Source organism: Leifsonia sp. GW821-FHT13C05, from assembly GCF_058806515.1.
This window is the reverse complement of record NZ_JBXAPT010000001.1, coordinates 877433-901966: the sequence shown is the minus strand read 5'-3', so window position 1 is coordinate 901966 and position 24534 is coordinate 877433. Positions and strand designations below refer to the sequence as shown.

The window sequence follows — 24534 nt, the reverse complement described above, 5'->3', positions numbered from 1 at the left end:
CGGAAGACTCCGCTGGAACGGAATCGGCGGGCCCCCGGCCGCGAGAACTCCGCTCAAGCGGATTCCGTGGGCTCGGCCGCGAACTCCGCTCGGGCGGACTCCGGGGGCTCGGCCGCGAGCTCCGCTCGAGCGGAAGACGCGCGCTGCTCGCCGCGGGAACTCCGCTGGGGCGGAGTGTGGCGCGGCGTGTCGTGCCGGGAGTCCGTTTGAACGGAAGCCCGGCACGGGCCCGCCCGCGACACGGGGACAGCCACGTCTACTCCCGGCCGCGCCCGGATGGTCCGCCATAATCGTGCACTATGGCCGCTTCCCCCCGCACCGTCGTCGTCGCGGTCAATCCGATGGCGTCGTTCGGGAAGAGACGGGAGGTCGGCCCGCGCGTGGTCGAGCGGCTCCGCGCTGCCGGTCACTCGGTGGTCGCGCTCGACGAGGCGAACGTCGAGCTCCTGCGGCGCGAAGCAAAACGCGCCGTCGCTGCCGGTGCCGACGCTCTCGTGGTGGTCGGCGGCGACGGCATGGTGAACCTCGGCATCAACATCGTCGCGCAGACGGACATCCCGCTCGGGATCGTGCCGAGCGGCACAGGCAACGACATGGCGGACGGCCTGGGCATCCCGGTCTCCGACACCGAGGCCGCCATCGCCCTCCTGCTCGCTGCGTTGCAGAAGCCGCCGCGCCGGATCGACGCCGGGATCGTGCGGCACGGCGGCCTGAGCACCTGGTTCGGCTGTGTGCTCTCCGCCGGGTTCGACGCCACCGTCAACGAGCGCGCCAACCTGATGACCCGCCCGCGCGGCCGAAGCCGCTACGTGCTCGCCCTGCTCCGCGAGCTCGCGACGCTCCGCCCCATCCCGTACCGCGTGGTCGCCGACGGTGTGCCGCTCGACACCGACGCGCTGCTCATCGCCGTCGCCAACAACCGCTCCATCGGGGGAGGGATGCGCGTGGTGCCGCACGCCAGCCTCGACGACGGGATGCTCGACCTCTTCGTCGTCAGGGACATGCCGAAGTGGCGGTTCCTGCGCCTGTTCCCGAAAGTATTCTCCGGAACGCATACGGAGATCGACGAGGTCTCATTCCTCCCGGCGCGCACGGTCACGATCGACGCTCCGGATGTGGTGGCGTACGCCGACGGGGAGCGGATCGGCCCACTGCCGGTCGAGGTCTCGGTCTCTCCGGGCGCGTTGCTCGTGCTCGCCTGACCGCAGCCCGCGCGCCACGCCCGGGATGCACCCGCCGTTTTGGAACCTGAGCGGAGGGTGTGGCATACTCATTGAGTTGCAAAAACGGCCCCATCGTTTAGCGGCCTAGGACGTCGCCCTCTCACGGCGGTAACGCGGGTTCAAATCCCGCTGGGGTCACAACAGCCCGGATACCAGTAATTTACTGGTATCCGGGCTTTTTTGTGTGGTCGGGCGAGGGCGAGCGCGGCCGCCGGGCATCCGGTAGACTCTTCGGAGCGAAGGGGAGTATCCCGGACGACCCACGACGGGTCGGCGCTGTGGACGTCATCACGGTTCGAGTCTTCGAGCCCGGGCACAGCGGCACCCGAACGATGGGTGCGGGAGAGACTTTCGGACCCGTTGCCGGTGCCCTTCGAAAGGTTGTCCCCCCGTGGAGCTTGCTCTTCCCGCATGGTTCGAAATCGGATCCATGATCGTCCTGCTGCTGATCCTGGCGTTCGACCTGCTGATCGTGTTCAAGAGGCCGCACATCCCGAGCCCCAAAGAGTCGACGCTGTGGGTGTCGTTCTACGTGGCGCTCGCGCTGCTGTTCGCGCTGGCGATGCTCCTGATCGGAGACGCCGAGCACGCCGGGCAGTTCGTCGCGGGCTGGCTGACCGAGTACAGCCTGAGCATCGACAACCTGTTCGTCTTCGTCATCATCATGGCGAGGTTCTCCGTGCCGAGGAAGTACCAGCAGGAAGTGCTGATGGTGGGCATCATCATCGCCCTGGTGCTGCGCGGCGTCTTCATCATTCTGGGTGCGTCGCTGATCGCCACGTTCAGCTGGATCTTCTACATCTTCGGTGCGTTCCTGCTCTGGACGGCCATCCACCAGGCGCTCAGCAAGCACGACGACGAGGAGGGCACGAAAGACAGCTGGTTCGTGCGCTTCACCCGCAAGCGCCTCAAGGTGTCCGACCAGTACGAGGGCAACAAGCTGCGCACCACGGTCAACGGCACCAGGATGTTCACCCCGCTGATCATCGTCTTCCTCGCCCTCGGCACGACGGACCTGCTGTTCGCCCTGGACTCCATCCCGGCCATCTTCGGAATCACGCAGAGCCCGTTCATCGTGTTCGCCGCGAACGTCTTCGCGCTGATGGGGCTGCGGCAGCTCTACTTCCTGCTCGGGCACCTGCTCGACAAGCTCGAATACCTCAAGTACGGGATCGCGTTCATCCTGGCGTTCATCGGCGTCAAACTGGTGTTCCACGCGATGCACGAGAACGAACTGCCGTTCATCAACGGCGGTCAGCACATCGAGTGGGCGCCCGACATCAGCACGATGATGTCGCTCGGAGTGATCGTCGGGGCGATGGCAGTCGCTACGATTGCAAGTCTAGTGAAGCTGAAACTCAGCGGAACCTCCGTCGCCGATGCCATCCACGGCGACGATCAGGACGACGTGGACGACCAGGGTGGCGCATCCGGAGCGGACAGCACCGGGCGCGCACCGGCCTCGGCCGCGAAAACGCAGGAGGAAACCGGTACATGACGTCAACCGTCGGCGTGAGCGTACGCAGCGATGTGGGTGCGGTACGACGCGTCAACGAAGACAGCATGATCGCGGCCGATCCGGTGTTCGCCGTCGCGGACGGGATGGGCGGGCACGCCCGCGGGGACGCCGCCAGCCAGACGGCGGTGGAGTCGCTCGCCCGCACCCTCCCGGCCGGCACGCGGCCGACGCCGGAGGAGGTCATCGCCGCCATCGACGAGGCCAACGCGGCCGTGCGGTCCCTGTCGAGCGCCGACGAGTCCGGCGTCGCCGTCGCGGGCACCACCCTCACCGGTGTGGTGCGGGTGCGGGTGCAAGAGACCCTCGACGAGCAGTGGATGGTCGTCAACATCGGCGACTCCCGCGTCTACCTCTGGGACGGCAGGGCGCTCACCCGCCTGAGCGTCGACCACTCCGCGGTGCAGGAGCTTGTGGACGCCGGCCTCATCACGGAGGCGCAGGCCGCCGTGCATCCCGAACGCAACGTGATCACCAGGGCGCTGGGAGCGGAGGACTTCGTCGACACGGACTCGCTGCTGCTGCCGGTGACCGGGCGGCAGACGTTCCTGATCTGCTCCGACGGGCTCACCAAGGAACTCTCCGACGAGACCATCGCGCGCATCCTCGCCGATGGGGGAGCGGACATCGCCGACCGGCTGGTGGATGCGGCGATCGCGGCGGGCGGGCGCGACAACGTCACCGTGGTCGTGGTTGAATCGACGGCGGGGGACGCGGAACCGGCATCGGATGTCACGAAGGACAGGCCGGAGGGAAGCCGCTCTCTCGAAGACACGCAGCCGAGAGGGTAGGTTTCACCGACGTGTTCGACGTTCAGCAGACGACAGCCGGGGACTGGGCGGTGGTCGCCGCCGGAGCGCGCGCACTCATCGTCGAAGGGCAGGACGCCACGGCGCTGCGCGGCCTCGCCGCCGCCGTCTCCTCCGGCTTCGCCGAGACACTCGAAGCGCTCGCGGCCGACGGGTTCGCCCGGACGCCGTCGTTCGGCCTGATCGAGGGTGCCGCCGGACGCGCGATGATCGCCGTCCGTGGCCCGGTGACGGCGACCGTGCACACGCACGAGGGGGAGCGCAGCATCGACGCGGACGGCGTCTCCACCTGGCTGGAGCAGCAGGTGGCGGAGGCCACCTCGGTGACGCTCGCGGTCACGGGCATGGCGGACGGTGCGGCTTCTGCGCGTCCTGCTCTGCCGCTGGCCGACGGGATCGTGTGGGCGGCGGGCGTGAGCTGGGGTGGCCAGACTGCGGTGCAGGCCGCCGTTCCTGTCGCAGCTCCGGAGGCGAAGCGTGCCCCGATCACGGCCCCGGTGCTGGTGGAAGCGGCAGCGGAGCCAGAGCAGCAGCCGGGCCCCGTGCTCGTTCCACAGGCGGAGCCCGAGGTCGAGGCCGGCGAGACCCGCATCCCGGACGCGACTCTCAGCGAGGTGACCCACGCGGACGCGGCCGAACCGGACGCGACCGGCTACGACCACCTGTTCGGCGCCACCATGATGCGCAGCGTCGAGGACGCCGCCGTGCGCCCCGCGGAGGAGGCGGAGCCGGCGCGCATCGACCTGCCGCGCTTCATCACGGACTCCGCCCCGGCCCGCCCGAGCGCAGAGGCGGGCGACCACGACGGCCTCACGATCATGTCCGGCAGCCTCGACGGCCTCCGCGCGCAGGACAGCGCGCAGCACACTGCGGCAGACGGCGCGCAGGAGGCGCAGCCGCCCGCCGCTCCCTCCCCGCGCTTCTTCGTCGACCTCGCCGACGGCAGGCGCGAATACCTGGAGCCGCCCATCGTCGTCGGCCGCGCTCCCGTCGCCTCCACCACCGCTCGCGGTCCTGCGCCGCGGCCGGTGACCGTCGACAGTGCGGAGCGCGACATCTCCCGGTCGCACACCACCATCGCGGTCGAGGGCGACACGGTCGTGGTCACCGACCTGCACTCGCGCAACGGCACCATGATCGTCCTGCCCGGCAAGCCGCCGCAGAAGCTGCGCAGCGGCGAGCCGACCGCTGTCATCGCGGGCACCGTCGTCGATCTGGGCAGCGGTGTGACGCTCACGGTCGGTGAGGACGCATGAGGCGTCTCGCCTCCCAGCCGCCCGCGCTGCCGGGCTTCCACTTCATCCGGCTGCTCGGCTCCGGTGGGTTCTCCGACGTGTTCCTGTACGAGCAGGAGCTCCCGAAGCGCAGCGTCGCCGTCAAGGTGCTGCTGACCGACAGCGTCGACGACGCCGCCCGCGCCCGGTTCGTGGCCGAGGCGAACGTGATGGCGCAGCTGTCCGCACATCCGTACATCGTCACGATCCACCACGCGGACGTGTCGGCGGACGAGCGCCCGTACCTGGTGATGGAGTACTGCTCCGGCCCGTCGCTCGGCGACCGGTTCAAGCGGGAGCGCTTCACCGTCGAGGACGCCCTGCGCACCGGCGTGCGGCTGTCGAGCGCCATCGCGACGGCGCACAGCGTCGGCATCCTGCACAGGGACATCAAGCCGGCGAACGTGCTCACCACCGACTTCGGCTGGCCGGCGCTCACCGACTTCGGCATCGCGTCCGCGCTCGAAGAGCTTCCGGTGCACACCGCGTCGCTCGGATCGCTGCGCGGCGGTGACGCGGACACCGGGACGAGCGGCAGCCGGTCCGTCGGGCTCAGCGTTCCGTGGTCGCCCGCCGAGATGTTCGACGACGACCCCCAGCCGGATGTGCGCAGCGACGTGTTCTCGCTGGCCGCGACCATCCACACCATCCTCGCCGGGCGCACGCCGTTCGAGGTGCCGGGCCGCGCCAACGGCACCCTCGACCTGATCGGCAGGATCGAGCGCGGGATGATCACCCCGATCGACAGGGACGACCTGCCCCCGTCGCTGGTCGCCGTGCTGCGCAAGGGCATGGCCACCAAACGCGACGACCGGTTCGCCACGGCGGTCGACTTCGCCAGGGCGCTGCAGCGGGTGGAGCTGGAACTCGGGTTCGCCCCGACCAGCATCGACGTGCCCAACCTGCGCGTGCTCGACGAGTCGCCTCCAGCGTCCGGAGAGGACGAGACGCGCGCCCGGTCGGTGCAGACCGTGGACGCACAGGGGCTCCGCCCCACCACGCGACCCTCTCCGTCCCCGACGGCGAACGAGCCCACGGAGACGCGACCGGGGCTGGTGGAGGTCCCTCCCGAGCTTCTGGCCGGTCCGACCGTGGTGCGTGGCGCCATGCCCACCGTGCATCCCGAGCAGCAGAGCGAGTCAGCGCCCGTCGAGCACACGATGCTGCGGCCACGCGGCGCCGCGGCGACGGCATCGGCCGAAGCGGAGGGAGCGGACACCGATGCGGCGGATGCGGAGGACGAGCCCGGCACCTCCCGCCCCCGCTGGCTGCTTCCGGTGATCGCGGCCGCCGCCGTCCTCGTGGTCGCCGGCGGAGTGCTCGCGGCCGTGCTCGTCCCGTCGCTGAGCCCTGCTGCCTCTCCGACGCAGCGGGCCGGCACGGATCAGGACGGGACGATCGCCGTCACCGTGGTGCCCCCGCCCACCCTTGTCTCCGCCACCAGGGACGCGTCGGGCACGACGGCGACGATCGTCTGGAAGACGGCCAAGCCCCAGAAGGGCGACCAGTATCAGTGGGTGCGCGAGGGCACGACGGACCCTCCCACCGTCACCGCCACCCCGAAGGCGCAGCTGACCGGGCTGACCGCCGGCGTCCCCGTCTGCATCGATGTCGCCACGGTGCGCTCCGGCCGCACCTCCGAACCGCTGAAGGCGTGCGCCAAATGAAACCGCTGACGGTCGACTACTGCGGAGAGCTGTACACGGTCACGGGCCCGGACGAGTTCGGCATCGGGCGCGAGGCCGACCTGAGCATCGACGACAACCCGTACCTGCACCGGCGTTTCCTCACCATCAGCAGCGACTTCGGGATGTGGTGGCTCTCCAACGTCGGGACGCTCCTCACCGCCACGGTCAGCGACTCCACCGGCACTGTGCAGGCGTGGCTCGCTCCGGGGGCGAAGCTGCCGATCGTGTTCCAGACCATGCACGTCATGTTCAGCGCTGGGGCCACGACGTACGACTTCACGATCAGCAGCGAGGACGACTTCTTCAACACGGCCGTGACCGTGAACGACTCCGGCGGGTCGACCACGATCCTGCCGGTGACGCTCACCACGAGCCAGCGCCAGCTGATCGTCGCCCTCTCGGAGGGCGTGCTGACCCAGGCCGTGCCCGGCCGCGGCGCCATCCCGACCTCGGCGGAGGCCGCCGCACGCCTGGGCTGGAGCATGACCACGTTCAACCGCAAGCTCGACAACGTCTGCGACAAGCTCGACAAGCTCGGCGTCGCCGGGCTGCGCGGCGGCAAGGGCAAGCTGGCCACCAATCGCAGGGCCCGGTTGGTGGAGTACGCGGTCACCACCCGCCTGGTCGGGCTGGACGATCTGGCGCTGCTCGACGCGGAGAAGGAAAAGGAGCAGGGCTCGGCGCCGGACGCCGACGACTGATCCTCCTCGGCACCCGATGGGCAGCGCTGCCCATCGGCGTGCGCTCTGCGCCGTGTTAGCGTAGTCGTCGTCTCGTACCCGGGGGGATTTTAGAGTTTTGGTATCGCTGAGCGCATGGATACGGAAGCGTAAGACGCTCGCATCCGTCACCGCTCTCGCCGTGGTCGCGGGAGTCCCGCTGACCATTGCCGTGCTCCACAACGGCTTCCCGGTGAACGCCGTCGACCTCGACACCCGCGACGTCTGGGTGACCAACGGCGACAAGCTGATGGGCGGGCGTCTCAACCACCAGATCAACGAACTGGATGCAGCGGTCACCGGAGCGAGCTCCGACCTCGACGTCCTCCAGGACGGCTCCGCGTACTTCCTCACCGACGCACCGCACGGCACGGTCGACAAGATCGACCCGGCGTTCGTCTCGCTCGGCGGCCGCATCCAGATCCCGGAGAAGTCCCAGCTCGGCTACGGAGGGAACACGCTCTCCGTGCTCTCGCCGGCCGGGCAGCTCTGGGTGCTCGACGCGAGCGGCCGGCTCGACTTCGACAAGACGAAGACCAGGCCGACGGCCAAGGTCGGCCAGGATGCGCAGCTCGTCGTGACCAAGTCGGGCACCACCTTCGTGGTGGCGCCGAGCGGCAAGAAGCTCTACACCGTCGAGCATCCCGGGGCGGAGCCGACGACGGCGTCATTCCCTGTTCCCGGACGGTTCCAGCTCTCCGCCGTCGGCGACCGGCCCGTCGTGCTCGACACGCAGGGCAACCGCATCGTCACGGCAGACGGGAAGACGGTCGACCTGCCCGCCAAGGGCCTGAAGCTGCAGCAGCCGAGCGCCGACGACCCGTCTGCGCTGGTCGCGACGGCGTCGAGCCTGCTCAGCGTCCCGCTCGGCGGCGGAACCGTCGTCGCGCATCCGGCCGGTGCGACGGCAGCCGGGGGAGCGGCCGCGGTCTCCGCGCCCGTGCGTCTCGGCAGCTGCTCGTACGGCGCGTGGGCGGGCTCCGCCCGCTACCTCTACGCCTGCGACGGCAAAAAGGACATCGGCGTCGACATCGACCAGCCGGTGAAGGGTGACGACCTCGAGTTCCGGGTCAACCACGGCGTGATCGCCCTCAACAACCTCCGGGACGGCAACGCCTGGGTGGTCTCCTCCAACATGCGCCTCGTGCAGAACTGGGCGCAGCTGAAACCGAACGAGACCACCGTGCAGGGCGACACCGGCGAGGAGAAGCCGGTGCTGCAATCGTTCTCCGACACTCTCGCGCAGCGCACGAAGGTGAACAGGCCGCCGACCGCTGTTCCGGATGCGTTCGGCGTGCGCCCCGGCCGCTCCACCGTGCTTCCCGTGCTCGCCAACGACACGGACCCGGACGGCGACGTGCTCACGATCTCGGACGTGTCCGCCATCCCGGCCGCGCAGGGCGCCCTCGAACTGGTCGAGGGCGGGCGCGCCATCCAGTTCACCCCCGGCGACGGGCTGAGCGGCACCATCTCGTTCCGGTACACGGTCGACGACGGGCGAGGCGGCACCTCCTCGACGCAGGTGGATGCGACCCTGCACCAGCCGGCGCAGAACGCCGCCCCCGCCTCCACGAGGGCGAGCACGGCGCAGGCCGAGGTCGGCCAGTCCGTGAAGTACGACGTCCTCAACGACTGGCTCGACCCGGACGGCGACGACCTCTCGCTCGTGTCCGCGGCGGCCACCACCGAGGACGATGTCCAGTTCAAGCCGAACGGCGAGGTGACCTTCACCAGCAAGACCGGGCAGACCGGCTCCAAGGAGGTCAAGGTCACCGTCTCGGACGGCAAGAAGAGCACAACGGGCAGCCTGCTCATCACGGTCAAGCCCGCCGGATCGCTCGACCCCGTCGCCGTGCCCGACTTCGGCGGCGGGTTCACCGGGAAGCCGGTGGTCGTGCATCCACTGGACAACGACCAGTCGCCGTCCGGGCAGCCGCTCAGCCTGGTGGGCGCCTCGATCGACGGCCAGGCGGCCGCCGACGTGACCACGGACGCCGCGCGCGGCACCGTCACCCTGCTCAGCAACGCGCCCGGTGAGTTCTACGTGACATACACCCTGGGGGCCGGGCCGAAGTCGACCACCGGGCTGATCCGGGTCAACGTGGTCGCCGACGGCGGCTCGGACGCCCCTCCCGTCGCCGTCACGGACACCGCATACGTGCGCCCGGGCGAGCCGACCTCGGTCAGCGTGCTCGACAACGACGTGTCCCCGTCCGGGCGGGTGCTCGTCGTCCGGTCGGTCACCGCGGCCAAGGGAGCAGGCGACCTCAACGTCGAGGTGCTCGACAACGCGATCGTGAAGATCACGGCACCGACCGTGCTCGCTGAGCAGGTGCAGCTGGTCTACACCGTCTCCGACGGCATTCACGAGGCGAAGGCGGGCATCACCGTCGTCCCGGTTCCTCCGCTGGTCACCCACCAGCCGCCGATCGCCGTCGACGACACGGTGACGGTGCGCGCCGGAGACATCGCGACCGTCCCGGTGATGGACAACGACTACTCGCCGGACAACGCTCCGTTCTCGCTCGACCCGGCCCTCCGCGACGACGCGGCGGCGGGCAAGGGCGCCACCGCGTTCGTCAGCGGCAAGACCGTGCGATACCAGGCGCCGACCCAGCCCGGCCAGTACAGCGTCGTCTACGGCGTGACGGACAAGCTCGGCCAGAAGGCGCAGGCCACGGTGAGCTTCGTGGTCACGGCCCCGGACAAGGGCTCCGACAAGGCGCCGCGCCCGCAGCCGCTCACGATCAGGGCGTTCGCCGGATCGACCGTGCCGGTGGACGTGCCGCTCGACGGCATCGACCCGGACGGCGACTCGGTCACGCTCGCCGGGCTCGGCACGCAGCCGACCCTCGGCCGCATCTCCGACAGCTCGAGCACGTCGTTCACCTACGAGGCGTACCCGGATTCGGCGGGCACGGATACGTTCACCTACCAGGTCAAGGACACCTACGGGAAGACGGCGACCGGCACGGTCAGCATCGGCGTCATCCCGAGGCCGACCTCCGTGCAGCCGCCGATCGCCGGGAACGACCCGGTGCAGGTCAAGCCGGGACGCACCGTCTCCGTCCCGGTGCTCGACAACGACTCCGACCCCAACGGGTACACCATCGCCGTGCAGAAGAAGCTGCTGCAGGTGGATGCCGGCCTCAAGGCCTCCGTGCACGGCAAGGTCGTCCTCGTCACCGCCCCGAAGACCGAGGGCGCGTACATCGTCCGCTACCAGATCAGCAACGGCCAGGGCGGTGTCGCGAGCGCCTTCATCCAGGTGACCGTCACCCCGAACGCCAAGGAGCAGTACCCGTCCGCGGTCGACCATCTGATCGAACCGGATGCTGTCGCCAACAAAGACAGCGTGAAGGTGGATGCGCTGGCCGGGGCGACCAACCCGTCCGGCCTCGTCGAAGACCTCACGGTCGCGGTCACCGGCCCGAACGCGGGAGCGGCCGAGGTGGGTGCAGGCGGCGCCATCACCGTGCATCCCGCGGCCAAGCGGCTCGCCATCGCCTACCAGGTGAAGGACCCGGTGACCGGCCTCACCGGCGACGCCTTCATCATCGTGCCGCCGAAGGGCGACGCCACGGCCCCGCCGACCATCGCGAAGTCGCTGCCGCAGCAGATCGTCGAGATGGGCGGGAGCAAGACCTGGAAGCTGTCGGACATCCTGGATGTGCCGTCCGGCAGGGCGGTCAAGCTCACCGGCGCCAGCGGGGTCAGCGCGACCAACAGCACGGGCGCGTCGTCCTACGGCGACGAGCAGACGCTCCGCTTCACCGCTGCGAAGGACTACCGGGGTCCGGCGGCGATCACGTTCAAGGTCAACGACGGACGGGATGCCGGCCAGACCACGGACCGGATCACGACGCTGGTGCTGCCGATCACCGTCGGCAGCCCCGACCAGTCGGATGTCGCGCCGACCTTCACGTCGCCGAGCGAGAAGATCGAACCGGGGGAGGCTCCGCTGACGATCGACCTCCGCGCGTCGAGCTTCCACCCGAACCCGGCGATCCTGGCGAAGCTCACGTACTCGAACCCGCAGTGGGCGAACAAGCAGATCCAGGTGGGGCTGAACGGCTCGTCGCTGTCGCTGTCGGCTCCCCTCGGCGTGCAGCCCGGGCAGTCGACGACGGTCGCAGTGACGATCAGCTCGGGGACGCACACGATCGCGGGCACCGTGAACGTGCAGGTGGTGAGCTCCAACCGGCCGGTCGCCAGCCAGAAGAACCCGCCGCAGACCCAGGAGCTGCAGCGCGGGAAGTCGGTGACCCTGAGCGGCGCCGCGAGCGACTCGGCGTGGGTGAACCCGTTCCCCGGGCATCCCCTCACCATCACCGATGCCAAGGCCGGCAGTGCTCCGTCCGGGGTGACGGTGACGTACACCGGGTCGTCGATCACGGTGAGCGCGGCCTCCGGTGCGGCGATCGGCGCCGTCAACATCGTCTATCACGTGCAGGATGCGACGAAGGACCCGAAGCGCACGGCTGCGGCGGTCGGGCAGTATCGCGTGACCGTGCACGACGTTCCGGACAAGCCGGGTGCCCCCAGCAACGCCAAGGCGAGCGACGGGCAGGCGACGGTCGACATCGCCGCGCCAGCGAACAACGGGAAGCCGATCGACCAGTACGAGGTGCGCGGCGGCCCGAAGTCCGTGACCACGAACTCGATCGGCCAGGTGACCATCGGCGGGCTGACAAACGGCACGGCGTACACGTTCACCGTGAGGGCGCACAACGCGGACGGGTGGAGCCAGCTGTCGGCGCCGAGCGCGTCCGTCACGCCGTACGGGACCCCGCAGGCGGTCAGCGGCGCGACGATCAGCGCCGACCAGTACGCGCCGAGCGACCTGCGGCTGAGCTGGAACGGGCTGTCCGACCCCTCCGGCACGGGCGGCGGTTCGGTGACGTACCAGTGGCGGCTCAACGGCGGAGCGTGGAACAACACCTCGGGAACGACCGCGACGGTGTCGAACCAGGGCGTCGGCGACTACTCGTTCCAGGTGCGCGCCGTCAACGACCACAGCAACAAGACCGGTGGCGCTGACACCTCCAACACGGTCTCCGTGGCGAAGAAGCCGGACCCCCAGCCGTCGATCGACCTCTCCCAGGGCGACCTGGAACCCGGATATGCGCACAGCTTCACCTACGACGTGACGCTCAACCACTTCGGCGCGAACACGCGGTACACGATGAACTTCTACTGCAACGGCGGAAAGCTCACCAGCGAGTCGATCACCACCAACGGCAGTGGATACGCGCACTACCGAGGTGCGCCGAACGGGCTGCACGCGTACTGCGGATACAAGGGTGCGTACGTGACGGCAGGCGGCGTGCAGAGCAGCGTTCAGGACTGGTCCCCGTAAAGAATGGATGGAACACCGTGGCAGTAACGCAGGAACAGGCAGACTGGTTCGCCGGCGCCTTCTCCCAGCTGGTGGCGAACGTCGACAAGGCGATCCTCGGCAAGGAGCACAGCATCCGGCTCGTCATCACGGCGATGCTCTCCGGAGGGCACGTGCTGCTCGAGGACGTGCCAGGCACGGGGAAGACCGTGCTGGCGAAGGCGCTCGCGAACACCATCGAGGGGACGCAGTCGCGCATCCAGTTCACGCCGGACCTGCTGCCGTCCGACGTGACGGGCGTGACGATCTACGACCAGAGCAACGGCCGGTTCGAGTTCCACGCCGGCCCGATCTTCGCCTCGGTCGTGCTCGCGGACGAGATCAACAGGGCGAGCCCGAAGACCCAGTCCGCGCTGCTCGAGGTGATGGAGGAGGGTGTCGTCACGGTCGACGGCGTCGGGCATCCCGTCGGGGCGCCGTTCGTGGTGATCGCCACGCAGAACCCAGTGGAGCAGGCGGGAACGTACTCGCTGCCGGAGGCGCAGCTCGACCGGTTCCTGATCAAGACGTCGCTCGGCTACCCGGACCACGAGACCACGGTGAACCTGCTGCTCGACTCCTCGAACCGTTCACGGGCGGCGGGCGTGCGGCCGATCATCGCCTCGGACTCCGTGACCGCCCTTGCTCAGCTCGCCTCCGACGTGCACACCGACGCAGCGGTGATGGGCTACCTGAGTGAGATCGTCTCGGCGACCCGCGCAGACAAGGACTCCGCCCTCGGCGTCAGCATCCGCGGCGCCCTCGCACTCGCCCGTGCGGCCAAGACCTGGGCGATCTCGGCCGGGCGCACGTACGTGACGCCCGACGACGTCCGGGAGCTCGCCCTCCCGGTGCTCGCGCACCGCGTGATCGTCGACCCGGAGTCCGAGTTCGCCGGCGTGACGGCCGAGGACATCGTGTCGCGCGCCATCGCCGAAGCCACCCCGCCCGCTTACCGAGCGGCCTGATGACGACGGACACCCCAGCACCCACCGGGCGCCGCAGACGGGCGCGCCCGCTGTCCCAGGCCGGTATCGCGGCCGGGCAGCTGGGCGACGCCGTGCGCGGCACGTTCGGTGCGCTCGGCCGCCGCATCCATCCGGCCTGGCGGGCCGTCACCGGATGGCTGGCGCCGGTGCTCGGGGTGGTGAGCACGTTCGGCTGGATCGTGCTCGGGGGAGCCGCGGTCTCCCTGCTGCTGCTCCTGCTGCTCGGCTGGGCGGAGTTCGCCTTCCTCGGGGCGACGCTATTCGCGGCCTTTCTGATCGCGGTCGGCTTCGTATTCGGCCGCTCCACCTACGACGTGGCGATCGAGCTGAACCCGCGCCGCGTGGTGGCGGGCGACAGAGCACTCGGGCGCATGGTGGTGCGGAACTCGGGATCGAAGCCGGTGCTGCCGACCAGGATGGAGCTGCCCGTCGGGGCCGGCGTCGCCGAGTTCATGGTGCCGAGGCTCGCCGCCGGGGAGGAGAGCGAGGAGCTGTTCGCCGTGCCGACGGCGCGCCGCGCGCTGATCCTCGCCGGCCCTGCGCTCTCCGTCCGCGGCGACCAGCTCGGGCTGCTGCGCCGCACCACGGAGTGGACGGAGCAGGTCGAGCTGTTCGTGCACCCGAAGACCACCAGGCTCGCGGCCACCGCCCGCGGGCTGGTGCGCGACCTCGAGGGTCAGACCACCAAGGTCATCACCGACAGCGACCTCGCGTTCCACGCGCTGCGCACCTACGAGCCGGGCGACGACATCCGCAACGTGCACTGGCGCACGTCGGCGCGCACCGGACAGCTGATGGTGCGGCAGTACCAGGAGACGCGCCGGTCGCAGCTCCTGCTGGTGTTCGACGCCGAGCGCTCGCACTTCGCCGACGACGACGAGTTCGAGCTGGGCGTCTCCGTGCTCGCCTCCATCGGCTGCCAGGTGATCCGCGAGGAGACGGAGATCGACGCGGTGTGGCAGCAGAAGGCGATGCGCGTCGAGACGCCGACGGCCCTGCTCGACGACTCGTGCCGCATCCAGCCGGTCGACGGGATGCACGACAGCCTGCGCGACTTCGTCCGCCGGTCGACCATGCGCCTGGCCGCCCCGAGCCTGGTCGTCATGGTGGTCGGCTCGCAGCTCGACCCCGCGCAGATCCGGGCGGCGGCGAGCCTCTACGGCACGGACACCGAGACGGTCGGCGTGCGCGTCGACGTCGCGGGCGAGCCGCGGCTGAGCAGGCTCGGCGGAATGATGCTCGCGACCGTCTCGACCCTGAGCGAGCTTCCCGCCCTGTTGAAGAGGGCTGGCCGATGACGCGCACGACGACCATCGACCGGCTTTCGGCGACGACCTGGATCGACGTCGCCGTCGTCGTGGTGCTGAGCGCCATCGCCGTGCTCGGCTTCGAGCCTGCCTTCGGCCACTTCTCCTTCGTCACCGCGGCGTTCGGCGGCCTGGTCGTCGGAACAGCCGCCGCGGTGCTCTGCCGGCTCTTCCGGCTGTCCGTGCCGCTCACCGTCGCCGTCGCTCTCGCTGCGTACTTCCTGTTCGGCACGCCGCTCGCGATGCCGGGCTCCGCCACCCTGGGCGTCCTCCCGTCGCTCGACAGCCTGTCCGGCCTCGTCATCGGCGCGGTGTTCGGCTGGAGCGACGCCGTCACCCTGCAGGCGCCGCTGGAGGCGCCGCCGTACGTCGCCGTCGTGCCGTACGTCGCCGGCTGGCTGGTCACCCTGGTGTCCGTCTCGCTCGCCGTGCGCTGGCTGCCGCGCAGGGCGCGCGGGGGACGCGGCGTCGGCCGCGCCGCCGTGCTCGTGGCCGGCCCGCTCGCCCTGTTCGTCGCCGGCATCCTGCTGGGGACCGTGGATGCGTACCTCGCCGCCGTTCGCGGCGTCGCCTTCGCGGCCATCACGCTCCTCTGGCTCGCCTGGCGACGCGCACGGTCCGCCGCCGTCGAGGTCGTCGCCGACCCCGGACTGCGCCGCCGCAGGATCGTCGGGGTCGGCTCCGTGGTGCTCGGAGCCGTGGTGGTCGGCGCGCTGGCCGGCTCGGCGCTCGCGCCACCACCCGCATCCCGGTTCGTGCTGCGCCAGGAGGTCACGCCGCCGTTCGACCCTCTGGACTACCCGAGCCCGCTCGCCGGGTTCCGCCAGTACACGAAGGATCTGCAGAAGACCGAGCTGTTCACGGTCGACGGCCTGACCTCCGGTCAGGTCATCCGGCTCGCCACGATGGACAGCTACGACGGCGTGGTCTGGACGCTTACCGACCCGAAGGACAGCCCGGATGCGTCCGGCAGCTTCGAACTCCTCGGCAGCACCATCCCGGAACCCCGGCTATTCACGCCGGGCTCGACGAGCACCGCGACCATCGACATCCAGGAGTACTCGGACGTCTGGCTGCCGACGGTCGGCTACCTGACCAAGCTCGGCTTCGACGCGTATCAGGGCACGGACCCGTCCACGACGGTCCGCGTCAATACCGCGACGGGCACGACCGCCGTGACCAGCGGGGTGAAGGACGGCCTCCGCTACAGCGTCGACGCTACCGCGCAGAAGATCCCGAGCGACAAGGCGCTCGCCAAGGTCGCCCCGGCCAGGCTCGAACTGCCTCCCGTCACCAACGTCCCGGACATCGTGTCCGCGAAGGCGGAGGAGTACGCGGGCTCGGCGACCACGGCCATCCAGAAGCTGCGGAACCTGGAGCGCTCCCTCAAGACGCTCGGCTACCTCAGCCACGGCCGCGCCTCCGATCCTGTTCCGTCGCGGGCAGGGGAGGGCGCGGACAGGATGACCGACCTGTTCGCCAAATCGCCGATGGTCGGCGACCAGGAGCAGTACTCCAGCGCGTTCGCCCTGATGGCCAGGCGCCTCGGCTACCCGACGAGGGTCGTGATGGGCTTCGCGCCGAAGGTGGTCGACGGCAAGCCGACGACGGTCACCGGCAACGACGTGACGGCGTGGGACGAGGTCGCGTTCGACGGCGTGGGCTGGGTGCCGTTCTTCCCGACGCCCACCAAGACGGACGCGCCCAAGAACCAGACCACCAAGCCGAAGCTCGAACCGCAGCCGCAGGTGCGCCAGCCTCCGCCCGCCGATCCGAAGGCGCAGGACCTGCTCACCCCGGTGAAGACGAAGGACAACGAGCGCAAGAAGTCGGCGACCGGCTTCGCCATCCCGGCGTGGGCCTGGGTGGTCGGCGGCATCGTGGTCATCCCGCTCGTGCTGTACTTCGTGCCACTGCTCATCGTCGCCGCCCTCAAACGGCGGAGGCGCAGGCGCAGGCTGACGACCGGACCGCCCGACCGCCGGGCGGCGGGCGCCTGGGACGAGCTCGCCGACGGCTACGACGAGCTCGGCCTCAGCGTGCCACCCAACGCGACCAGGCTGCAGGCCGCCGCCGCGCTCGAAGCGCAGAGCGGCGAACAGAACCTGCGCGTGCCGCAGGGCGGCCTCGCCACGCTCGCCCGCGAGGTCGACGCCGCCGTGTTCGACGGCTCGGAGGTCAGCACGGACAGAGTGGATGCGGTCTGGCGCGCCTCCGACGCCGCCATCGGCGACGCGCGCTCTTCCGCGGGCGGGCTGCGGTCGCGCCTGGCCGCGTTCCGCTACCGCCGCGCGGCGAAGGACGGCAGGGGGAAGGGCAGCAGGGGGAAGAAGGGCAGCGCGTAGCTCCCCTATAGTGGCTGCGTGGATTCGCCCGACTTCATCGTGCCGCCGCCGCACCTCATCCCTCCCCGTCACGACACGGGGACGGAGACGGTGCGGGTGCCGTCGCGCGAGCGTTCGCTCCCGGTGTTCGCTCCGCCCGCCGCCGCCCCTGCGCAGGCGGCGGCCGCGCCGGCCCGCCAGTGGCGGCTGCTGCTGCCGGGCGGCCGCGCCGTGCCCGTCACGGGCACCGTGCTGATCGGCAGGAACCCGGTGACGTTCGGTGCGTGGACAGACGCCGGACTGGTCGCCGTCGACGACCCGGCCGCGAGCGTCTCGAAGACGCACGCCGCCTTCGAGGCGCACGGCGACACGCTGACGGTGACGGACGCGCACTCGACGAACGGCGTCGTCGTCGTGGCGGGCGGGGAGCCGGAACGCGAGCTGACGCCGGGGGAGCCTGCGCCGCTCGCGCACGGCGAGACCGTGCACCTCGGCCGCTTCGCGGTGCGCGTCGAGCTCGCCTGACGGAAGCACCCGCCATCCGGTGATAACCTGACAACGTGTTTCACGGTCTGCTCCTCCTTAGCTGCCGCGACGAGTCCTAGATCCTTCAGGCCTCCCTCGTCGCGGAGTTCGTCGTCGGCTGATCCGGAAGCAAGCTAAGGAGTTCTTGAGCATCATGAGTACCGATTCCGAACGTGGACTGACTCTCGCAGAGAAGGTCTGGCGTGACCACTTGGTCGTCAAGGGCGAAGACGGTTCGCCCGACCTGATCTACATCGACCTGCACCTCGTGCACGAGGTGACCAGCCCGCAGGCCTTCGACGGCCTCCGGATGGCTGGGCGCCCGGTGCGCCGGCCCGATCTCACCATCGCCACGGAAGACCACAACACCCCGACCATCGGCATCGACAAGCCGATCGCCGACCTCACCAGCCGCACCCAGATCGAGACGCTCCGCAAGAACGCCGAGGAGTTCGGCGTCCGGCTGCACTCGCTCGGCGACCTGGAGCAGGGCATCGTGCACGTCGTCGGACCGCAGCTCGGGCTCACCATGCCGGGCATCACCGTGGTCTGCGGAGACTCGCACACCTCGACGCATGGCGCGTTCGGAGCGATGGCGTTCGGCATCGGCACCAGCGAGGTCGAGCACGTCATGGCGACGCAGACGCTGCCGCTGAAGGCGTTCAAGACGATGGCGATCACCGTCGAGGGCGAGCTGCGCCCCGGCGTGACGGCCAAAGACATCATCCTGGCGGTCATCGCCAAGATCGGCACCGGCGGCGGGCAGGGCTACGTGCTCGAATACCGCGGCAGTGCCATCCGCGCGCTCTCGATGGAGGGCAGGATGACCATCTGCAACATGTCGATCGAGGCCGGCGCCCGGGCGGGGATGGTCGCGCCGGACGAGACGACGTACGCCTACCTCAAGGGCCGCCCGCACGCGCCGTCCGGCCAGGACTGGGACGACGCCGTCGCGTACTGGGAGACGCTCGCCACCGACGACGACGCCGTCTTCGACGCCGAGGTCTACCTCGACGCTGCGGAGATCGAGCCGTTCGTCACCTGGGGCACCAACCCCGGCCAGGGCGTCTCGCTCAGCCAGAACGTGCCAGACCCCGCGACCATCGAGGACGCCAACCAGCGCGCCGCGGCCGAGCGGGCCCTGGAGTATATGGATCTCGCAGCGGGCACGCCGATGAAGAGCATCCCGGTGGATGCGGTCTTCATGGGCTCCTGCACCAACAGCCGCATCGAAGACCTCCGCGCCTTCGCCTCCGTCATCAAGGGTCGCAAGAAGGCCGACGGCGTGCGCGTCATGGTCGTGCCTGGCAGCGCCCGCGTGCGCATCGAGGCCGAGGCGGAGGGCATCGACAAGATCGTCGAGGAGTTCGGCGCGGAGTGGCGGTTCGCCGGGTGCTCAATGTGCCTCGGCATGAACCCGGACCAGCTCGCTCCCGGCGAGCGCTGCGCATCCACCTCCAACCGCAACTTCGAGGGCAGGCAGGGCAAGGGAGGGCGCACCCACCTGGTGTCCCCGCTGGTCGCCGCAGCGACCGCGATCCGCGGGACGCTGTCCAGCCCGTGGGACCTCGAGCACGACGATGGTGACGACACGCCGGGCCGTGACGGCTCGGATACGCGCGCAGGAGAGAAGGTGGGCGCCTGATGGAAAAGATCTCAACGATCGAGGGCGTCGCCGTCCCGTTCCGCCGCTCCAACGTCGACACCGACCAGATCATCCCCGCGGTGTTCCTCAAGCGCGTCACCAAGACGGGCTTCGACGACGCGCTGTTCCACGCCTGGCGGCAGGATCCTGAGTTCATTCTCAACCAGCCCGCATACCAGGGAGCGCGCGTCCTGATCGCCGGGGCAGACTTCGGCACGGGCTCGTCGCGCGAGCACGCCGTCTGGGCGCTGCGCGACTACGGCTTCGCGGCCGTGCTCAGCCCCCGGTTCGCCGACATCTTCCGTGGCAACGCCGGCAAGCAGGGACTGCTCGCCGGGCAGATCACGGAGGAGGACGCCGAGCGTCTCTGGCAGGCCATCGAGGCCCAGCCGGGAATAGCCGCGACGGTGGATCTGGTTGCCAAGACTGCGAGCGTCGGTGAAGTCCAGGTGTCTTTCGACATCGACGATTACACTAGGTGGCGTTTGCTCGAAGGGTTGGACGACATCGCTCTGACCCTGCGCGACGAGGCGCGCATTTCAGAATACGAAGCCCGCCGCGAGAGCTGGCGGCCCAAAACGTTACCGGTGAAACTTTGAACTCACTTCTTCAGGACGCTCAGGCAGCAGGAGCGCGCGTCGGCCTCAAGGGCGACCGCATCACGATCAACGGGGGCATCCCGCTCCGCGGCAGGATCGAGCTGAAGGGCGCGAAGAACCTCGTCACCAAGGCGATGGTCGCCGCCCTCCTGGGTGAGGGTCCGAGCGTGCTGCGCGACGTCCCGGACATCAGCGATGTCCGGGTCGTGCGCGGCCTGCTCGAGATCCACGGCGTCAAGGTCACCGACGGAACGGACGAGGGCGAACTGCTCCTCGACCCGAGCGCCGTCGAGTCCGCCCACATGGCGGACATCGACGCGCACGCCGGCTCCAGCCGCATCCCGATCCTGTTCTGCGGGCCGCTGCTGCACCGCCTCGGCGAGGCGTTCATCCCCGACCTCGGCGGCTGCCGCATCGGCGACCGCCCGATCGACTACCACCTCGAAGTGCTGCGCAAGTTCGGCGCCATCGTCGACAAGCTGCCCACCGGCATCAGGATGACCGCCCCGAACGGCCTGCACGGAGCCAAGCTCGAGCTGCCGTACCCGAGCGTCGGCGCCACGGAGCAGGTGCTGCTCACGGCCGTCCGTGCCGAGGGCATCACCGAGCTCAAGGGTGCTGCGATCGAGCCGGAGATCATGGATCTCATCAACATCCTGCAGAAGATGGGTGCGATCATCACGGTCGACACCGACCGCGTCATCCGCATCGAGGGCGTCAAGAAGCTCGTCGGATACAGCCACACCGCGCTGTTCGACCGCAACGAGGCAGCCAGCTGGGCCGCCGCGGCGCTCGCCACTGGCGGGGACATCTACGTCGGCGGAGCCCGCCAGCCGGAGATGCTCACCTTCCTCAACGTCTTCCGCAAGGTCGGCGGCGCGTTCGAGATCCACGACGACGGCATCCGGTTCTTCCACCCGGGAGGCGAGCTCAAGCCCGTCGTCATCGAGACGGACGTGCACCCCGGCTTCATGACCGACTGGCAGCAGCCGCTCGTCATCGCCCTCACCAAGGCGAAGGGCGTCTCGATCGTCCACGAGACCGTGTACGAGCAGCGCTTCGGCTTCGTCGACGCCCTGATCGACATGGGTGCGAAGATCCAGATCCACAAGGAGTGCCTCGGCGGGCACCCGTGCCGCTTCGGTCAGCGCAACTTCAACCACTCGGCGGTCATCATGGGACCAACCGACCTGAAGGGTGCGGACATCGAGGTTCCCGACCTGCGCGGAGGCTTCAGCCACCTGATCGCCGCGCTCACGGCCGAGGGACGCTCGACCGTCAGCAACGTCGGGATCATCAGCCGCGGCTACGAGAACTTCATCACCAAGCTGCAGCTGCTGGGAGCCGACTTCGTTCTCGAAGGATAATGGAGGGGTGTCCCGACCCTCTTCAGAGCAGAACCCGGCAACCGATCGACCGAGCACACCCGTGAAGCTCCCGCGCAAGGAGACGAGCAGGCCCTCGATCTTCTGGGTGCTCGCGGGGATCGTCATCCCGATCATGAGCATCGCGGTGCGGTTCCGCATCCAGGACGGCGACAAGCTGCCGCGCCGCGGTGCGTACGTCGTCGCGCCGAACCACTACAGCGAGATCGACCCGGTGATGGTCGGGATGGTCTCCTGGAAGCTCGGCAGGATGCCGCGGTTCCTCGCCAAGGGGAGCCTGTTCCGCATCCCGGTGGTCGGCTGGTTCCTGCGCAAGTCCGGTCAGGTGCCGGTCGAGCGCGCCGGGTCGACCCGCGGCTCAGCGCCGCTCACGGCGGCCAAGGAGATCGTGCGGGACGGCCGCATCGTCATCATCTACCCGGAGGGCTCGCTCACCCGCGATCCCGACCTGTGGCCGATGCGCGGCAAGACGGGCGCTGCGCGGATGGCGCTCGAGAACGACCTGCCGGTGATCCCCGTCGCGCACTGGGGGACCCAGCACGTGATGGCGCGCTACGGCAAGAAGATCAGCTTCTTCCCGCGCAAGACCATCGAGGTCAAGATCGGCGACCCCGTCGACCTGTCCGCTTTCCGAGGCCGCAACCTCGACGCGGCGACGCTGAACGAAGCGACCGCCGTCATCATGGACGCCATCACTGCGCTGCTGGAAGACCTCCGCGGCGAGAAGGCGCCTGCAGTCCGGTGGAACCCCGCCGAGCACGACCAGAAGGAGACCGGCCGTTTTGAAGGCTAGCGCTGGCAGACGCCCCGTCGTCGCCCCCCGCAGGATCGCCGTCCTCGGCGCAGGCAGCTGGGGGACGACGTTCGCGAAGATCCTCGCGGACGGCGGCTCCGACGTGACCCTCTGGGCGCGCCGTCCGGAGTTGGCGCGCGAGATCAACGAGGTGAAGCGCAACAGCGACTACCTCGAGGGCATCAACCTTCCGCGCAACCTCAAGGCCACGTCCAAGCTGTCCGATGCGATGCGGGATGCGGAACTCGTCTTCGTCTCCATCCCGAGCCAGACCCTGCGCTCCAACCTGGAGGCCATCGCGCCGTACCTCGGCCCGTCGACCATCGTCGTCAGCCTGATGAAGGGCGTCGAGAAGGGCACAGGCCTCCGGATGAGCGAGGTGATCGCCCAGGGGCTGCCGATCGAGCAGGAGCGCATCGCCGTCGCGTCGGGGCCCAACCTCGCGCTCGAGATCGCGCGCGAGCAGCCGACGGCCGCTGTGGTGTCGTCGGTGAGCCTGGAGACGGCGCAGGCGGTGGCGATGGCCGCCACCAACCGCTACTTCCGCAGCTTCGTGAACACCGACGTGATCGGCACCGAGTTCGGCGGCGTGCTCAAGAACCTGATCGCCGTCGCCATCGGCATCGTCGACGGTGTCGGCTACGGCGAGAACACCAAGGCGTCGATCATCACCCGCGGGCTGGTGGAGATGACGGACTTCGCCGTGGCATACGGCGCGGAGGCCGTCACGCTGTCCGGCCTCGCCGGTCTCGGCGACCTGATCGCCACCTGCGAGTCGTCGCTCAGCCGCAACAACACCGCGGGCCGTCTGCTCGGCCAGGGCTACAGCTTCAACGACGTCGTGAAGCAGATGAACCAGACCGCCGAAGGTCTGGCATCCGTCGCCCCCATCCTGACGCTGGCGGAGGCCCGCGGCGTGGACATGCCCATCGTGCGCCAGGTGAGTCAGGTGCTTGCCGGTACGCTCGATCCGAAAGACATCGCGCCGCATCTCACCACCGATTCGGACGAACCCCAGGGTGAAAGGACAACGGATGACGGACCGAATCGCGGTCGTGCTTCTCTTCGGGGGGCGTTCAAGCGAGCATTCGATCAGCTGCGCAACGGCGGCGGGAGTGCTCGGCGCGATTGACCGCGACCGCTACGAGGTCATCCCCGTCGGCATCACCCGCGACGGTGCGTTCACCCTGCAGCCGGACGACGCGGCGCTGTTCGCGCTGAACGCCGAGAAGCTGCCGGCCGTCGAGGACAACGGCACGCGCATCCACTGGCCGGAGAGCGCCGTTACGCGCGAACTCACTGTGACGGAGGGTGGCCAGACGCGGTCGCTCGGCGACATCGACCTGGTGTTCCCGATCCTGCACGGCCCGTGGGGAGAGGACGGCACCATCCAGGGGATGTTGGAGCTCGTCGACCTGCCGTACGTCGGCAGCGGCGTGCTGGCCAGCTCGCTCGGGATGGACAAGCACTTCACGAAGACCGTGCTGCAGCAGGCGGGCATCCCCGTCGCGCCGTGGCGCACGGTCTCCGCGTACGAGTGGCGCACCGACAAGGATGCGGTGCGCAGGACGGCGGAGGAGCTCGGGCTCCCCGCGTTCGTGAAGCCGGCGCGCGCCGGTTCCAGCGTCGGCGTCAGCAAGGTCTCCAAGTGGTCGCAGCTCGACGCGGCGATCGAGACGGCACTGGCCGAGGACGACCGCGTGCTCATCGAGTCGGGCCTGGTCGGCCGCGAGGTGGAGATCGCGGTGCTCGGCGGCCGCCCCGGACAGGCGACCCGCGCCTCCGTCGCCGGCGAGATCGTGGTCACCGGCCGCGACTTCTACGACTTCGAAGCCAAATACCTGGATGCGCCCGGCATCGACCTGGTCTGCCCGGCCGACCTGACCGCCGACGAGCTCGCCACCATGCAGGCGCTCGGTGCGAAGGCGTTCGACGCCATCGGGGGAGAGGGCCTCGCCCGTGTCGACTTCTTCCTCACCGCGGACGGTTTCGTCATCAACGAGATCAACACCATGCCCGGCTTCACGCCGATCTCGATGTTCCCGCGCTGCTGGCAGGAGTCCGGCCTCGCATACCCGGCGCTGATCACCGAGCTCATCGACGTCGCGCTGGCGCGCGCCGCAGCCTGAGCGACGCGCGCGCAACATAAATACCTGTATGTAATGTCAGACTAAGAAATGCATTGATTGACATTGCAGACCTAACCTCGGAACACTAAATCAACGCCCAGTCGTGGGCATCGATTCAGTGAGGAGGTGATTCCCGTGGAGAAGGTCAAGGACATCGACCTGCAGGCCGGAGCGACGCTCGCCTGTGGCAGCCAGTGCATGTGCAGCTGACTCGTCTGAGTGCGGCGGTGAT

General features: G+C 69.5%; 17 protein-coding genes and 1 tRNA gene. All 18 read left to right on the top strand.

Going from position 1 to position 24534, the window contains the following annotated elements; genetic code table 11:
- Positions 1–299 precede the first annotated feature (299 nt).
- The 18 genes from AC1ROC_RS04350 (at position 300) to AC1ROC_RS04265 (ending at position 24302) form a co-directional block, all read left to right on the top strand.
- Positions 300–1202: a YegS/Rv2252/BmrU family lipid kinase gene (locus AC1ROC_RS04350; RefSeq protein ID WP_085370320.1), complete on the top strand. Its 903-nt coding sequence runs from the start codon at positions 300–302 to the stop codon at positions 1200–1202.
- A gap of 86 nt (positions 1203–1288) precedes the next feature.
- Positions 1289–1361, top strand: a tRNA-Glu gene (locus AC1ROC_RS04345).
- 253 nt (positions 1362–1614) lie between these two features.
- Positions 1615–2721, top strand: a complete 1107-nt coding sequence (locus AC1ROC_RS04340; protein ID WP_143465958.1) for a TerC/Alx family metal homeostasis membrane protein — start codon at positions 1615–1617, stop codon at positions 2719–2721.
- Complete coding sequence (locus AC1ROC_RS04335) at positions 2718–3530, top strand: PP2C family protein-serine/threonine phosphatase (RefSeq protein ID WP_168689248.1); 813 nt, start codon at positions 2718–2720, stop codon at positions 3528–3530. The genes AC1ROC_RS04340 and AC1ROC_RS04335 overlap by 4 nt, the downstream gene beginning before the upstream one ends.
- An 11-nt stretch (positions 3531–3541) precedes the next feature.
- Complete coding sequence (locus tag AC1ROC_RS04330) at positions 3542–4804, top strand: FHA domain-containing protein (RefSeq protein ID WP_492998312.1); 1263 nt, start codon at positions 3542–3544, stop codon at positions 4802–4804.
- The gene (locus AC1ROC_RS04325) at positions 4801–6489 is read left to right on the top strand and encodes a serine/threonine-protein kinase (protein WP_492998310.1); all 1689 of its coding nucleotides are present in this window, start codon (positions 4801–4803) and stop codon (positions 6487–6489) included. Before AC1ROC_RS04330 ends, AC1ROC_RS04325 begins: the two co-directional genes overlap by 4 nt.
- Positions 6486–7211, top strand: coding sequence for a hypothetical protein (locus AC1ROC_RS04320; protein WP_492998308.1), 726 nt, complete (start codon positions 6486–6488; stop codon positions 7209–7211). The genes AC1ROC_RS04325 and AC1ROC_RS04320 overlap by 4 nt, the downstream gene beginning before the upstream one ends.
- A 160-nt stretch (positions 7212–7371) precedes the next feature.
- On the top strand, positions 7372–12588 hold the full coding sequence (locus AC1ROC_RS04315) for an Ig-like domain-containing protein (protein ID WP_492998306.1): 5217 nt from the start codon (positions 7372–7374) through the stop codon (positions 12586–12588).
- A 17-nt stretch (positions 12589–12605) separates the two neighbouring features.
- On the top strand, positions 12606–13574 hold the full coding sequence (locus AC1ROC_RS04310) for an AAA family ATPase (RefSeq protein WP_492998304.1): 969 nt from the start codon (positions 12606–12608) through the stop codon (positions 13572–13574).
- A complete protein-coding gene (locus tag AC1ROC_RS04305) occupies positions 13574–14893 on the top strand; it encodes a DUF58 domain-containing protein (protein WP_492998302.1) in 1320 nt (439 codons plus the stop codon). Before AC1ROC_RS04310 ends, AC1ROC_RS04305 begins: the two co-directional genes overlap by 1 nt.
- Positions 14890–17247: a transglutaminase-like domain-containing protein gene (locus tag AC1ROC_RS04300; protein ID WP_492998301.1), complete on the top strand. Its 2358-nt coding sequence runs from the start codon at positions 14890–14892 to the stop codon at positions 17245–17247. Before AC1ROC_RS04305 ends, AC1ROC_RS04300 begins: the two co-directional genes overlap by 4 nt.
- Before the next feature lie 18 nt (positions 17248–17265).
- Complete coding sequence (locus tag AC1ROC_RS04295) at positions 17266–17751, top strand: FHA domain-containing protein (protein ID WP_492998299.1); 486 nt, start codon at positions 17266–17268, stop codon at positions 17749–17751.
- A gap of 154 nt (positions 17752–17905) precedes the next feature.
- Positions 17906–19396, top strand: a complete 1491-nt coding sequence (gene leuC / locus AC1ROC_RS04290) for a 3-isopropylmalate dehydratase large subunit (RefSeq protein WP_492998297.1) — start codon at positions 17906–17908, stop codon at positions 19394–19396.
- A complete protein-coding gene (gene leuD / locus AC1ROC_RS04285) occupies positions 19396–19995 on the top strand; it encodes a 3-isopropylmalate dehydratase small subunit (RefSeq protein ID WP_085370339.1) in 600 nt (199 codons plus the stop codon). Before leuC ends, leuD begins: the two co-directional genes overlap by 1 nt.
- Positions 19992–21362: a UDP-N-acetylglucosamine 1-carboxyvinyltransferase gene (murA, locus tag AC1ROC_RS04280; RefSeq protein WP_085370341.1), complete on the top strand. Its 1371-nt coding sequence runs from the start codon at positions 19992–19994 to the stop codon at positions 21360–21362. Before leuD ends, murA begins: the two co-directional genes overlap by 4 nt.
- 61 nt (positions 21363–21423) lie before the next feature.
- Positions 21424–22173 carry a lysophospholipid acyltransferase family protein gene (locus AC1ROC_RS04275; protein ID WP_247597368.1) on the top strand — a complete coding sequence of 250 codons (750 nt, stop codon included), beginning with the start codon at positions 21424–21426 and terminating at the stop codon, positions 22171–22173.
- Positions 22163–23305 carry an NAD(P)H-dependent glycerol-3-phosphate dehydrogenase gene (locus tag AC1ROC_RS04270; protein ID WP_168689256.1) on the top strand — a complete coding sequence of 381 codons (1143 nt, stop codon included), beginning with the start codon at positions 22163–22165 and terminating at the stop codon, positions 23303–23305. The genes AC1ROC_RS04275 and AC1ROC_RS04270 overlap by 11 nt, the downstream gene beginning before the upstream one ends.
- Complete coding sequence (locus AC1ROC_RS04265; protein ID WP_492998293.1) at positions 23208–24302, top strand: D-alanine--D-alanine ligase family protein; 1095 nt, start codon at positions 23208–23210, stop codon at positions 24300–24302. The genes AC1ROC_RS04270 and AC1ROC_RS04265 overlap by 98 nt, the downstream gene beginning before the upstream one ends.
- Positions 24303–24534 lie beyond the last annotated feature (232 nt).